Origin of the sequence: Limimaricola hongkongensis DSM 17492, from assembly GCF_000600975.2 — a bacterium.
GTDB lineage: Bacteria > Pseudomonadota > Alphaproteobacteria > Rhodobacterales > Rhodobacteraceae > Limimaricola > Limimaricola hongkongensis.
Map to the genome: position 1 here is coordinate 49587 of NZ_KK088650.1, position 12472 is coordinate 62058.

The 12472-nt window shown below is 68.7% G+C and carries 13 protein-coding genes and 1 tRNA gene; 7 read left to right on the forward strand and 7 right to left on the reverse strand.

All coding sequences use genetic code 11. The features are described 5' to 3' along the window. Positions 1-96 precede the first annotated feature (96 nt). On the forward strand, positions 97-1584 hold the full coding sequence (gene dacB / locus LOKHON_RS04875) for a D-alanyl-D-alanine carboxypeptidase/D-alanyl-D-alanine endopeptidase (RefSeq protein ID WP_017928136.1): 1488 nt from the start codon (positions 97-99) through the stop codon (positions 1582-1584). A gap of 43 nt (positions 1585-1627) precedes the next feature. Here dacB and LOKHON_RS04880 read toward each other — a convergent pair whose 3' ends face one another. Together LOKHON_RS04880 and LOKHON_RS04885 are read right to left on the reverse strand one after the other, a co-directional pair. Beyond that, positions 1628-1807: a PLD nuclease N-terminal domain-containing protein gene (locus tag LOKHON_RS04880; RefSeq protein WP_017928137.1), complete on the reverse strand. Its 180-nt coding sequence runs from the start codon at positions 1805-1807 to the stop codon at positions 1628-1630. Between the two features lie 59 nt (positions 1808-1866). After that, complete coding sequence (locus LOKHON_RS04885) at positions 1867-2283, reverse strand: tellurite resistance TerB family protein (RefSeq protein ID WP_017928138.1); 417 nt, start codon at positions 2281-2283, stop codon at positions 1867-1869. Positions 2284-2373: 90 nt separating this feature from the next. On the opposite strand from LOKHON_RS04885, the gene LOKHON_RS04890 reads away from it, so the two are divergent. The 4 genes from LOKHON_RS04890 (at position 2374) to LOKHON_RS04905 (ending at position 7431) form a co-directional block, all read left to right on the forward strand. Then, positions 2374-3954, forward strand: a complete 1581-nt coding sequence (locus LOKHON_RS04890; RefSeq protein ID WP_017928139.1) for a lysine--tRNA ligase — start codon at positions 2374-2376, stop codon at positions 3952-3954. 188 nt (positions 3955-4142) lie between these two features. Next, positions 4143-4553, forward strand: coding sequence for a DUF4864 domain-containing protein (locus LOKHON_RS04895; RefSeq protein WP_017928140.1), 411 nt, complete (start codon positions 4143-4145; stop codon positions 4551-4553). 670 nt (positions 4554-5223) lie between these two features. Continuing rightward, entirely contained in the window at positions 5224-7017 is a 1794-nt protein-coding gene (locus LOKHON_RS04900; RefSeq protein WP_245631433.1) for a glycosyl hydrolase family 28-related protein, read from the forward strand. An 87-nt stretch (positions 7018-7104) separates the two neighbouring features. Beyond that, the gene (locus LOKHON_RS04905; RefSeq protein ID WP_017928142.1) at positions 7105-7431 is read left to right on the forward strand and encodes a hypothetical protein; all 327 of its coding nucleotides are present in this window, start codon (positions 7105-7107) and stop codon (positions 7429-7431) included. Positions 7432-7525: 94 nt separating this feature from the next. Here the strand turns inward: LOKHON_RS04905 and LOKHON_RS04910 are convergent. The 4 genes from LOKHON_RS04910 to LOKHON_RS04925 form a co-directional block, all read right to left on the reverse strand. Further along, positions 7526-7601: transfer RNA gene (locus tag LOKHON_RS04910), tRNA-Ala, on the reverse strand. Between the two features lie 49 nt (positions 7602-7650). Next, entirely contained in the window at positions 7651-8115 is a 465-nt protein-coding gene (locus LOKHON_RS04915) for a pyridoxamine 5'-phosphate oxidase family protein (RefSeq protein WP_017928143.1), read from the reverse strand. A gap of 39 nt (positions 8116-8154) precedes the next feature. Beyond that, on the reverse strand, positions 8155-8835 hold the full coding sequence (locus LOKHON_RS04920) for a hypothetical protein (protein ID WP_162561756.1): 681 nt from the start codon (positions 8833-8835) through the stop codon (positions 8155-8157). Positions 8836-8880: 45 nt separating this feature from the next. Continuing rightward, the gene (locus LOKHON_RS04925) at positions 8881-9381 is read right to left on the reverse strand and encodes a YdcF family protein (RefSeq protein WP_342670089.1); all 501 of its coding nucleotides are present in this window, start codon (positions 9379-9381) and stop codon (positions 8881-8883) included. A gap of 94 nt (positions 9382-9475) precedes the next feature. On the opposite strand from LOKHON_RS04925, the gene LOKHON_RS04930 reads away from it, so the two are divergent. After that, the gene (locus LOKHON_RS04930; protein ID WP_017928146.1) at positions 9476-9748 is read left to right on the forward strand and encodes a hypothetical protein; all 273 of its coding nucleotides are present in this window, start codon (positions 9476-9478) and stop codon (positions 9746-9748) included. Positions 9749-9761: 13 nt separating this feature from the next. On the opposite strand, the gene uvrB is transcribed toward LOKHON_RS04930, so the two are convergent. Beyond that, on the reverse strand, positions 9762-11969 hold the full coding sequence (gene uvrB, locus LOKHON_RS04935; RefSeq protein ID WP_017928147.1) for an excinuclease ABC subunit UvrB: 2208 nt from the start codon (positions 11967-11969) through the stop codon (positions 9762-9764). Between the two features lie 131 nt (positions 11970-12100). On the opposite strand from uvrB, the gene LOKHON_RS04940 reads away from it, so the two are divergent. Further along, positions 12101-12412, forward strand: a complete 312-nt coding sequence (locus LOKHON_RS04940) for an ETC complex I subunit (protein WP_017928148.1) — start codon at positions 12101-12103, stop codon at positions 12410-12412. The last annotated feature ends 60 nt before the right edge of the window (positions 12413-12472 follow it).

Below are 12472 nucleotides of genomic sequence, written 5' to 3' on the forward strand. Positions count from 1 at the left end.
AGACGCAAGCCGTTGCCCCGGCCATCCGGCGCGCTCTATCTATCGGGTATGAAAGCACGACTGACCCGACGCGGGCTGCTCATGGGTGGCCTATCGATGACCGCCTCCGCCGCGATGGCGCAGGCGCCGCTCACCGCGCTGCGCCCGCGCCCGCGGCCCGGAGGCGCGGAGGCGACGGACGCGGCCCCGAGCGGGCTGCGCCCCGTGGCACGCGATTCCACCGCCCGCTTCGTCGAGGAGGCGCGGCTGGGCGGCCGGACCGGCTATGTCGCGCTCGATGCGCGCTCGGGCGAGATCCTCGACCAGCACGACGCCTATACCCGCCTGCCGCCCGCGAGCGTGGCCAAGTCGATCACCGCGCTTTACGCGCTCGAGACGCTGGGCGGGGATTTCCGGTTCGACACCACCCTCGTCGCCACCGGCCCGATCGAGAACGGCATCGTGCAGGGCGACCTGGTGCTGGCGGGCACGGGCGATCCGACGCTGGACACCGATGCGCTCGACGGCATGGTCGCGCGGCTCAAGGAGATGGGCGTGCGCGGGGTCGCGGGCGGTTTCGCGGTCTGGGGCGGCGCGCTGCCGCAACAAAGCCAGATCGACCCGGTGCAGCTGGCGCATCTGGCCTACAACCCCGCCGTCTCGGGGCTCAATCTCAACTACAACCGCATCTATTTCGGCTGGTCGCGGGGCGCGGAGGGTTATGAGCTGACGCTCGATGCGCGCGGCACCAACAGCCGGCCCGAGGTCGGTCTCGCCACCATCGAGGCGGTGGATCGCGGCACGCCGGTCTATACCTACGCGCAACAGAACGGCCGCGACGTCTGGACCGTGGGCCGCCGTTATCTCGGCGACAGCGGCGCGCGCTGGCTGCCGGTGCGGCGGCCCGCGCTCTATGCCGGGCAGGTCTTCGCGGCGCTGGCCGAGGCCGAGGGCATCGATCTCGGCCCCGTCTCCGAGGCGGCTTCGGCACCGCGCGGCACGGTGCTCTTGCGCCACCAGAGCGCCGAGCTGACCCGGCTCGTGCGCGACATGCTGCTCTATTCGACCAACCTGACCGCCGAGCAGATGGGTCTCGCGGCCTCGGTGGCGCGCGGCACGGGGGTCGCCGACCTGCCGGGATCGGCGCGGGCGATGTCGGACTGGGTCGAGGCGCGGTTCGGCGCGACGCCCGAGCTGGTGGATCATTCGGGGCTGGGCGGCGCGTCGCGGATCAGCGCCATGCAGATGGCCAAGATCCTCGCCGATCCGCTCTCGCGCGAGGAGCTGAAGCCGCTGTTGAAATCGATCCGTCTTTACGGTCCGCGCGGCGAGGCGCTGCCCAAGCCGCCGGGCGTGGTGGTGGCCAAGACCGGCACGCTCAATTTCGTCAGCGCGCTTGCGGGCTATGAGCGCACGCTTGGCGGGCGCGACGTGGCCTTCGCGATCTTCTCGGCCGATGTGGAGCGCCGGATCGACGCGCAGGACGACGAGGAGGAGCGCCCCGAGGGCGCGCGCAGCTATAACGGCCGGGCGAAATGGCTGCAGCAGAGGCTGTTGCAGCGCTGGGGCATCGCCTATGAGGCGCGGGCCCAAACCACCAACTAAGGCAGGCCACCGATTGGGGCGGACAGCCGATCAGGCGGTCGGATCAGATCCGGGCGCCGCGGCCGCGCGGCCCCATGAAGAACCACACGATCAGGCCGAGCACCGGCAGGATCAGGATGGCGAGTGTCCAGATCACCTTCTTGGCCGTGGAGGTCGAGGAGGTGATGACGTTCCAGATCGCGTAGAGGTCGAGCAGGAAGACGATCAGTCCGAGGATGCGCATGGCGTGGTCCTTTCAGGAGGTGCTGCGCCTGAAACGCCTCCCGCCCGGTCGCGGGTCCGTCAGAGCGTCAGGTGCCGCGCCCGCGCGCCGCGCTCGATCGCGGCGGCGTGCAGCCGGTCGACCTTCAGCTCGTAGCGGATCTCCTCGAGCATCCGGCCTTCGCCCTCGGTGACGTTGCCATCGGCGGCGGCGACGTCGCAGGCCAGCGCATAGGCGGTCTCGTAGAGCCGCTCGGGCAGCGCCTCGCGGATCAGCCCGAACAGCGCGTCGAGCCCGTCCTCCTGTTCGAGCAGGTCGAACACGGTGCTGGAGATGCCCGACAGGTTGTCGCCATACTCGGCGAAGACCGGCAGGTGATTGACCATGTTGGAGATCTTCACCAGCTCCGAGGTGCGGATGTTCTCGTCAGAGGCCGAGACGGCGATCATCAGCGCCACCAGCGCATCCTGCGCGGTCAGGGAAGGGGTGTCGCTCATCGGTCGGGCTCCTTGTGTTCACGGCCCAATTTATTGACGCCGCGACCCCCCCGCAATAGGAGAGCCGGATCATTCCCAAGAGGTGACACGATGTCCGAATTGCGCGACGTGGCGATGCAGAGCAAGGCCTGGCCCTTCGAGGAGGCGCGCGCGCTGTTGAAACGGCTGGGCGGCAAGGCGCCCGAAAAGGGCCACGTGCTGTTCGAGACCGGATACGGCCCGTCGGGCCTGCCGCATATCGGCACCTTCGGCGAGGTGCTGCGCACCACGATGATCCGCCGCGCCTTCGAGGTGATCTCGGACATCCCGACGCGTCTGGTCTGCTTTTCCGACGATCTCGACGGCATGCGCAAGGTGCCCGAGAACGTGCCCCAGCAGGAGATGATGCGCGACAACCTGCAGCGCCCGCTCACCTCCGTGCCCGATCCCTTCGGCACGCATGACAGCTTTGGCGGCCACAACAACGCCATGCTGCGCCGGTTTCTCGACACGTTCGGCTTCGACTACGAGTTCATCTCGGCCACCGAGTTCTATGGCTCGGGCCAGTTCGACGACACGCTGCGCATGGCCACCGAGCGCTATGACGACATCATGGCGATCATGCTGAAGAGCTTGCGCGACGAGCGGCGCGAGACCTATTCGTGCTTCCTGCCGATCCACCCGGAAACGGGGCGCGTGCTCTACGTGCCGATGAAGCATGTCGATCCCAAGGAACACACCGTCACCTTCGACGACGAGGAGGGGCGCGAATGGACGCTTCCCGTCACCGGCGGCAACGTGAAGCTGCAATGGAAGCCCGATTTCGGCGCGCGCTGGGCCGCGCTGGGCGTCGATTTCGAGATGTATGGCAAGGACCATTCCACCAACACGCCGATCTATGACGGCATCTGCAAGGTGCTGGGCGGCCGCGCGCCGCATCACTTCACCTACGAGCTGTTCCTCGACGATCAGGGCCAGAAGATCTCCAAGTCCAAGGGCAACGGCCTGACCATGGACGAATGGCTGAGCTACGCCTCGACGGATAGCCTGAGCTACTTCATGTATCTCAAGCCCAAGACCGCCAAGCGGATGCATTTCGACGTCATCCCCAAGATGGTCGACGAATATCACCAGCAGCTGCGCGCCTATCCGGGGCAAGATCTCAAGGCGCAGCTCGCCAACCCGGTCTACCACATCCATCAAGGCGACGTGCCCGAGAGCGACATGGTGGTGCCGTTCCAGATGCTGCTGAACCTCGTCTCGGTGTCGGGCGCCGAGGACCGCGAGACGCTGTGGGGCTTCATCCGCCGCTACGCGCCCGAGGCCGCGCCTGAAACCCATCCCGGTCTCGACGACGCGGCGGGCTTCGCGATCCGCTATTACGAGGACCGCGTGAAGCCGACCAAGACCTACCGCGCCCCGACCGAGGAAGAGCGCGCGGCGCTCGAGGACCTGCGCGCGCGTCTGGCCGCGTGGCAGGGCGGGGCCGATGCCGACGGGCTGCAATCGGAGGTCTTCGCGGTGGGCCGCGAGCGGCAGTTCGAGCCGATGCGCGCATGGTTCAAGGCGCTCTACGAGGTGCTCTTGGGCGCCTCCGAAGGTCCGCGTTTCGGCGGCTTCGTCGCGCTTTACGGGGTCGAGAACACGGTTGCGCTGATCGACCGGGCGCTGTCGGGCGAATTGTCGGGCTGACGCCCCGCCCGGCGCCGGGGCTGCGCGATGCGCGCCCTTTCGCCGCCGGGCTCTCCAAGCCGTGATGCCCCGAATCCGGCGTCTTTTCCGCCGGTTGCGCCGCCCCGGACAGGGGCGGGGCGCCGGGGGTGAAACCTTCCGGCCTGCCGCGACGTAGCTTCTACAGGCAAAACAGGGGAGGATGGGCGATGCGGATGACAGCGATGGCACTGGCTCTGGCCGCGATGCTGCCGGGCGCGGCGGTGGCGCAGGCAAAGCCGGACGGCGCGATCACGGCGGTGATCGGCGACCAGCTTGCGGATTTCACGGCGCGCGATCTCGACGGGGCGTTCGATCATGCGAGCCGGACCATCCGGCGGATCTTCGGCAGCCCGGAGAATTTCGGCCGCATGGTCGAACGGGGCTACCCGATGGTCTGGGACCACGCCGAGGCGCGTTACCTCGACCTGCGCGAGCAGGGCGGGGTGTGGTGGCAAAGGGTGCTTTTGCGCGATGCGCGCGGCGTGCCGCATGTGCTCGAATACAAGATGATCGAAACCGAAGATGGCTGGCGCATCGACGGCGTGGCGCTCTTGGCGGGGCCCGATCTCGGCGTCTAGGCCGTTGCGCGCCCGGGCCGGGCACCGCGCGCCGGCATAGCGGCGTCTTCATGCCGGTGGCGTAGAGCTGTCGCCTGTCCGACGGCCCCGAGGGGCGCGGACGAGGGACCGGGCGGGCCGGTGGGCGGCGGGCAGGGGGGGCCTTGCCGCCCCTGACCCGCCCCAGCGACAGGGGCCAGACCGCCATGCCGATTTCAGATGCACTCAACCCGACGCCGTTCGCCGATGGTCTGGAGGTCTGGTCGCGCGGCGACGGCACGCCCGGATCGGACACCTATGCCCAATCGGGCGCGGGCGTCTTCGTGCCCGCCGATCAGGATTTCGGCGGCGCGCTGGAGATCCTCAAGACCGCTTCGGTGCAAAAGCTGCGCTACATGGGCGAGACGCCGATGCGCCCCGGGCTTTATGTCCGCGTCACCGCGCGGGCCAAGGCGCTGTCGGGGCCGCTGCCGGGTCTGCGCATCGCGGGCTGGGCCGGGCGCGGCGATGGCAGCCATCTGGGCGGGGTGAGCGAGACCGGCCCGGTGACGCAGCTCGACGCCTATGGCGTCGTGGCCGAGGTTTCGGCGATCATCGGGCCGGGGCGGCAGCCGGGGGGTCGACCTCGTCTGGACGGGGGGCGGATCTGGGGCATCTCGGGCTCGATCTCACCGGGCCGTCGGGCGGGGTGGTGCGGATCGACGACCTGGTGTTCGAGGACGTCACCCATCTTTTCGCCGCCGATCTGGCCGGGCTCGTGGACGTGCGCGATTACGGCGCGCGCGGCGACGGGACCGGCAACGACGCGGCCGCCTTCGAGGCCGCCGATGCGGCGGCGGGCGGGCGAACGGTGCTGGTGCCCGAGGGCCGCTTTCGTCTCGCATCCGATGTGACGTTCCGCAGCCATGTGCGTTTCAACGGCACGGTGGAGCCGGTCGGCGCGGCCAAGCTGATCCTGCAGCGCGATTTCCGTTTCGGCGCCTATCTCGACGCGCTGGGCAACGAGGAGCTGGCCTTCACCAAGGCGTTCCAGGCGCTGCTGAGCTTTTCGGATCACGATGGGCTCGATCTCGAAGGCCGCCGGATCGGTCTGTCGAAACCCTTCGACATGGCCGCCGCCGTGCCGGATCGCGACAGCTTCGCCACGCGGCGGGTGATCCGCAACGGCCAGTTCCAGCCGATCGAAGGCCCCGGCTGGACGCCCACGAGCCTGACCGCGCAGGCGAGCTACAGTGCCGCCACGCCGCTCCGGCTCGACGATGTGGCCAACATCGCCGCGATCGCGCCGGGCAGCCTCGTGACCGGCAACGGGGTGGGGCGCGAGGTCTATGTGAAATCGGTCGACGTGGCGAACCGCCGGATCACGCTGAGCCAGCCGCTTTTTGATGCCGAAGGGGTGCAGCCCTTCACCTTCACGCGGTTTCGCTACCTGATCGATTTCTCGGGCTTCGGGGATCTGAGCCAGTTCACCTTCGACGACGTCGAATTCCAGTGCAACGGCGTGGCCTCGGGCATCCTGTTGCCGCCCGCAGGCCTCACCTTCCACCTGCGCGACTGTTTCGTGACCCGCCCGCGCGATCGCGGGCTCACCTCGCATGGCGGCGGCTGCCAGGGGATGATGATCGACCGCTGCCAGTTCCTGTCGAACGAGCAGGGGCTGCCGGTCGAGCAGCGCCGCACGCTGTGCTTCAACGCCAACGCCAACGACGTGAAGATCCGCGACAGCCGGATCGTGCTGTTCGAGCATTTCTGCGTGCTGGCGGGGACCGGCAACCTCGTGGCGAACAATCACTGGTTTCACGGCGATTCCGTCTCGGACGGGGTGCGCAAGGGCGGGATCATACTGACCCGGCCCAACCCGGCCTCTCTGATCGTCGGCAATTACATCGACAACAATTTCATCGAATGGAGCAACGAGCACGACGAAAGCCCGGCACTGGGCCAGCAGTTCAGCTTCGGCGGGCTGACGGTGAGCGGCAACATCTTCATCTGCACGGATGCGGCGCGCTGGTTCAACTGGATCGTGGTCAAGCCGCGCGGGCCGGGGCATTTCATCCACGGGCTGCACGTCACCGGCAACGTGTTCCGCACGTTCAACGGCAATATCGACCGGGTCGAGCATGTCGACACCGGTTTTGCCGATCTCGATTACGGGCGGATGCGCGACATCACCTTTACCGGCAACGCGTTTCACGGCGTGAACCAGCCCGCCCGCAACCCCGTCAGCCTGACCCATGCCGAGGCCACGCCCGAGCGGATCTGGGTGGTCGACACGGCGCCGCATCTGCCGTTCGGCGGGCGGGCGCGTGTGGTGGAGGCGGCGGTGCCGGTGGGGCGGCTCGCGGATGGGGCGGGCCAGAGCGTCTATGAACAGCCCTGGATCGATCCCGAGCATGGCGGCGACAAGCGGCGCTTTCGCATCGTGTTCGACACGCCCGTCTCGGGCGAGATGCGGTGCAGTGTGCGGATGGATCGCCCCGTGTGACACGAAAAGGGCCGGGGGAACTTTGGCGGGGCTGGCGCGTCATGTCCGGTCAGCCCGCCTTCGCGGGCCTTTGCCCCGGAGCCACTGATGAGCAAGATCGCGACCCCCGCCGAACTGGTGCGCACCTCGATGACCTTCTGGACGCTGATGGCTGAAACGCAGGCCGTGATGGCCTATCGCGTGATGGGCATGGCGGGGATCTGGGCCGTCACCGGCACCGAGAACGCCCGCATGGTCGACGAGAAGGGCCCGGCCTTTGCCGAGGCGATGCTGGCGGGCAGCCGCGCGGCATGGGGCGGCAAGCGGCCCGACCAGATCGCCATGGCCGCGATGCAGCCGCTGCAGCGCCGTACCGCCTCGAACAACAGGCGCCTGTCGCGGCGCGGCCCGAACGTCCCGCGCTTTCCGCTCTGAAAACCGGCCCGCCAAACCCGCCGGAATGCGGCCTGACGGCGCATGCAAAGACATGGGCCGTGCCGCGCCGTGTCGTGTTCGAAGGGGGAGAATTTGGTGGAGTCGAGGGGGATCGAACCCCTGACCTCGTCATTGCGAACGACGCGCTCTCCCAACTGAGCTACGACCCCACTGGCGGCGTATCTGGCCTGTCTGCCGCCCGGTGTCAAGCCGGTCGGTTCAGTTTTCCAGATCGGCGGGGACCAGATCGAAGGCGCGCCCGAAGCCGCCCACCAGAAAGCCGCGCCGCAGCGTGAGCCGCAGCAGCCGGAAATCGGCGAAATCGTAATACAGCGCCGCCTTCGGGTGCCGGTCGAGCCAGATGTCGCGCAGCGCCGCCTTGTCCGCCGCAGTGGCCTGCAGGGCGAGCGTCAGGCGCGGCGCGGCCAGCGGATCGCCCATTGGGCCCGGCTCCCCGATCAGCAGCGAACACTCGCCCCCGGCGTCGAGCGCGGCCCAGTGGCGCGACAGGGTGGAGACCAGCGTCAGCAGGTCGACCCCCGCCGGGCACAGCGCCACGCGGCTGACCTGCGGGGCGCCGGTGGCCGGGTCGATCACGCCCAGCGCGCCGTGGCGGGCCGCGGCGAACAGGCGCCGGGCCTGTTTGCGGGCGCCGTCATCGGTGGGGCGGATCGGGTCGGTCATGCCCGAAGCCTGTCGCGCCGCGCTGGCGCGATCAAGCCCCTAGAAGCGCCACCATGTCTCGACGCTCAGCCCGGCATCGGGATCGCCGGTGATGGCGCGGCTCAGCCCGATCCGCAGGTCGAGATCGGGCGCGACATGCAGCACAGCGGATGCGCCGAGCTTGGCATAGGCGTCTCCGTCCAGCCCGTAGCCGACCTGTCCTTGCAGCATGCCGGTCCAGCGCGGCGACAGGCTCTGCCCCCATGTGGCGTCGATCTTGGCCTCGTGCGACAGGCTGGAGAGCGCGAGCAGGGCCTGCGCGTCGATCGACAGCCAGCCTTCTTCGATCCCGCGCCCCCAATGCAGGCCAAGCCGCGCCGCGGCCTCGGTGTCGTCCTCGTCGACCAGCACCGCCCCGGCCCCCGCCGAGATGGCCGCGACATCGCCGTTCGCCCCGGTCGCCAGCGGCAGCCGCGCCCAGCCGAACAGGTTGCCCGAGCCGCCGTCATCGGCGGCATAGCCGTCGAGCCCGAGCGTCAGCCGTTCGGTCAGGCCGTATTCGAGGTAGATCGTCGGATCGATCCGCGACAGCGCGCCGTCCTCCTCGGACAGCGCGACGATGCCGCCAAAGGACAGGAACGTCTCGCCCGCCTCGCGGGGCCAGGCCCCGGCCTGCGCCGCGCCCCCCGCGAGTCCGGCCCAGGCGGACAGCAGCATGACCGGGACAAAGGCTCGTTGCATCGGCACCCTCACTTGCGCTCCCGATCAAAGGTTTCGCCGTCAGCTTTACGGGGTGCCGGGTGCCGCCGCAACCGCCACAGGTAGAAGGCGCAGGCCGGAATTTCGCGCAGGCCCATGCGGATCTGCACCGCCACTCGCGCGCCGCCGCGCGGGGCGCTGCCGCGCGCGACGAGACCGAGCCTGCGCGCCACCATGAGCGCGCGGGGCAGATGCTGGGGCGTCGGTGACGATGACGACCCGCCGCGCGCCGATCCGGTCGAGGATCGGGCGCGCGTTGCGGATGTTCTCGAGCGTGTCGCGCGAGGCGGTTTCAGGGTGGATCGCCGTCTCCGGCACGCCCGCCGCGACCAGCAGTTGGCGCATCGCCTCGCCCTCGCTCGGCGGGTGGTTCCCCAGCCCGCCGCAGGGCACGAGATGCGACACCCGCCTTGCGTGAAAGAGCGATGCCGCATGACCGGTGCGCCGCCGGAGCGTGGGGGAGGGGCCGTCCTCCCAGACGGCGGCGCCGAGGATCAGCGCGGCGGTGATGTCGTCGCTTGTCTGCACGGGCGGAACCTAGCGCCCGCCACCGCCGCGCCAAGACGGCTTTTCCGGCCCGCGCCGCGCGCTAGGCTCGGGGGGACGGAACGGGAGAAACGCGATGGAAGAAGTGTTGCAGGGCATCGGGATCGTGGCGCTGGTGGTGCTGGCGCTGGTCGGGTTGGCGGTGGGCTGGCTGGCGAGCCTGATTTCGGGCGGGCGCAGGCGGGCGCTTTACATGGGGGTCGGGGCGCTGGCGGCGATGGCCACGCCCTTCGTGCTCGCGGCTCTGGGCGTGACGGTGCTGGCGGCGGGCGGGCTGCTGCTCGTGGTGGTGGTGGCGCTGATCGGCGCGGGGCTGGCGCTGGCGCTGCTGCGCGCCATCGCCAAGTGAGGGCAAGCCGCGCCTAGCGCGGCTTGCGGTTCTTGGTCCGGCGGGTGGTGCCGCCGCGCTGGCCGGGCTTGCCGGCGGTGGAGCGGCCTTGCGACTTGGTCGCCTCGGCGCTGGCGCGCTCCACCGCCTGCTGGCGCGCCATGGGATCGTCCGACACCATGAGATCCACCGCTTCGAGCCGTTTCACCTCGTCGCGCAGCCTTGCCGCCTCCTCGAATTCGAGGTTCTCGGCGGCCTTGCGCATGTCGGTCTTGAGCCCGTCGAGCACCGCCTGCAGGTTGGCGCCCGCCATCGGCTTGTCGACCTTGGCGGTGACGCGGTTCATGTCCACGTCGCCCTTGTAGAGACCGGCGAGAATGTCCTCGACGTTCTTCTTCACCGTGGCCGGCGTGATGCCATGCGCGGTGTTGTAGGCGATCTGCTTTTCGCGGCGGCGCTCGGTCTCGGCCATGGCGCGCTCCATCGACCCGGTGATCCGGTCGGCATACATGATGACCCGGCCTTCGGCGTTGCGCGCGGCCCGGCCGATGGTCTGCACCAGCGAGGTTTCCGAGCGCAGAAAGCCTTCCTTGTCGGCATCGAGGATCGCCACCAGACCGCATTCGGGAATGTCGAGCCCCTCGCGCAGAAGGTTGATGCCGATCAGCACGTCGAAGGCGCCAAGCCGCAGGTCGCGCAGGATCTCGATCCGCTCGATCGTGTCGATGTCGGAATGCATGTAGCGGACCTTGATGCCCTGCTCGTGCAGGTACTCGGTCAGGTCCTCGGCCATGCGCTTGGTCAGCGTGGTGCACAGCGTGCGGTAGCCATTCGCCGTCACGCGCCGGATCTCGTCGAGAAGATCGTCCACCTGCGTCTTCACGGGGCGGATCTCGATCTGCGGGTCCAGAAGGCCGGTGGGGCGGATCACCTGCTCGGTGAACACCCCGCCCGCTTGGTCAAGCTCCCACGCCGCGGGGGTGGCGGAGACGAAGATGGATTGCGGGCGCATCGCGTCCCATTCCTCGAATTTCAGGGGCCGGTTGTCCATGCAGGACGGCAGGCGGAAGCCATGCTCGGCCAGCGTCATCTTGCGCCGGAAGTCGCCCTTGTACATGCCGCCGATCTGCGGAACCGAGACGTGGCTTTCGTCGGCGAAGACGATGGCGTTGTCGGGGATGAATTCGAACAGGGTGGGCGGCGGCTCGCCCGGCGCGCGGCCCGTCAGGTAGCGCGAATAGTTCTCGATGCCGTTGCACACGCCCGTCGCCTCCAGCATTTCGAGATCGAAATGCGTGCGCTGCTCCAGCCGTTGGGCTTCGAGCAGCTTGCCCTCGCCCTGCAGCTGTTCGAGCCGGATGCGCAGCTCTTCCTTGATGCCCTTCACCGCCTGGTTCATCGTCGGGCGGGGCGTGACGTAGTGGCTGTTGGCGTAGATGCGGATGCGCTCGAATTCATCGGTCTTCGAGCCGGTGAGCGGGTCGAACTCGGTGATGCTCTCCAGCTCGTCGCCGAAGAAAGACAGCCGCCACGCCCGGTCTTCGAGGTGGGCGGGCCAGACCTCGAGGCTGTCGCCGCGCACCCGGAAGGAGCCGCGCTGGAACGCGGCGTCGTTGCGCTTGTATTGCTGCGCCACGAGATCGGCCATCACGGCGCGCTGTTCGTAATTGTTGCCCTTGTGCAGGTCGACCGTCATCGCGCCATAGGTCTCGACGCTGCCGATGCCGTAGATGCACGACACCGAGGCGACGATGATCACGTCGTCGCGCTCCAGAAGCGCGCGGGTGGCCGAGTGGCGCATCCGGTCGATCTGCTCGTTGATCTGGCTCTCCTTCTCGATGAAGGTGTCCGAGCGCGGCACATAGGCCTCGGGCTGGTAGTAGTCGTAGTAGGAGACGAAGTATTCCACCGCGTTGTCGGGGAAGAACCCCTTGAACTCGCCATAGAGCTGGGCCGCGAGCGTCTTGTTCGGGGCGAGGATGATGGCGGGGCGCTGGGTCTCCTCGATCACGCGGGCCATGGTGAAGGTCTTGCCGGTGCCGGTCGCGCCCAAAAGCACCTGGTCGCGTTCGCCCGAGGTGACGCCGCCGGTCAGCTCCTCAATCGCGGTGGGCTGGTCGCCCGCGGCGCTGAATTCGGTCTGCATGCGAAACCGCTTGCCGCCTTCGAGCTTTTCGCGGTCGCTCACCTGCGGGGCGGGCGCGTGCAGCATCGGCATCTGCTGGGGCGAATTGTTGTGCATCGGGGGCCTCCTTCGGTGCGAACCAATCTGGTCGCTTTTCGTTCCCGTGCAAGAGGGGGCGGCGTCTTTGCCGCCTTGCATGACGCCCCGGTTTTGCCGATAACGCCGCCCAGACCAGAAGGGATGCACAGATGCGCGCACGGATCTACAGACCCGCCCGGACCGCGACCCAGTCCGGCTCCGCCAAGACCGAGGCCTGGATCCTCGAATTCGCGCCCGCCTCGAAGCGCGAGGTCGATCCGCTGATGGGCTGGACCAGCTCCACCGACACGCAAAGCCAGGTGAAGATGAGCTTTGACAGCCGCGAGGCCGCGGTCGCCTATGCCGAGGCGCACGGGCTCGACGCGATCGTGCAGGAGCCGCAGCTGCGCAAGCACAACATCCGCCCCGGCGGCTATGCCGAGAATTTCTCGACCACGCGGCGCGGGGCGTGGACGCACTGAGGTTGTAAACCGCAGCCAAGCCGAGGCGGCTTCGCGGTCGGGATCCGGCGAAGGGGCCGG

Coding starts and splice junctions, on each gene's coding strand:
- dacB (WP_017928136.1), top strand. CDS start 97: ATGACCGCCTCCGCCGCGATGGCGCAGGCGCCGCTCACCGCGCTGCGC.
- LOKHON_RS04880 (WP_017928137.1), bottom strand. CDS start 1,807: ATGCGCATCCTCGGACTGATCGTCTTCCTGCTCGACCTCTACGCGATC.
- LOKHON_RS04885 (WP_017928138.1), bottom strand. CDS start 2,283: ATGAGCGACACCCCTTCCCTGACCGCGCAGGATGCGCTGGTGGCGCTG.
- LOKHON_RS04890 (WP_017928139.1), top strand. CDS start 2,374: ATGTCCGAATTGCGCGACGTGGCGATGCAGAGCAAGGCCTGGCCCTTC.
- LOKHON_RS04895 (WP_017928140.1), top strand. CDS start 4,143: ATGCGGATGACAGCGATGGCACTGGCTCTGGCCGCGATGCTGCCGGGC.
- LOKHON_RS04905 (WP_017928142.1), top strand. CDS start 7,105: ATGAGCAAGATCGCGACCCCCGCCGAACTGGTGCGCACCTCGATGACC.
- LOKHON_RS04915 (WP_017928143.1), bottom strand. CDS start 8,115: ATGACCGACCCGATCCGCCCCACCGATGACGGCGCCCGCAAACAGGCC.
- LOKHON_RS04920 (WP_162561756.1), bottom strand. CDS start 8,835: ATGCAACGAGCCTTTGTCCCGGTCATGCTGCTGTCCGCCTGGGCCGGA.
- LOKHON_RS04930 (WP_017928146.1), top strand. CDS start 9,476: ATGGAAGAAGTGTTGCAGGGCATCGGGATCGTGGCGCTGGTGGTGCTG.
- uvrB (WP_017928147.1), bottom strand. CDS start 11,969: ATGCACAACAATTCGCCCCAGCAGATGCCGATGCTGCACGCGCCCGCC.
- LOKHON_RS04940 (WP_017928148.1), top strand. CDS start 12,101: ATGCGCGCACGGATCTACAGACCCGCCCGGACCGCGACCCAGTCCGGC.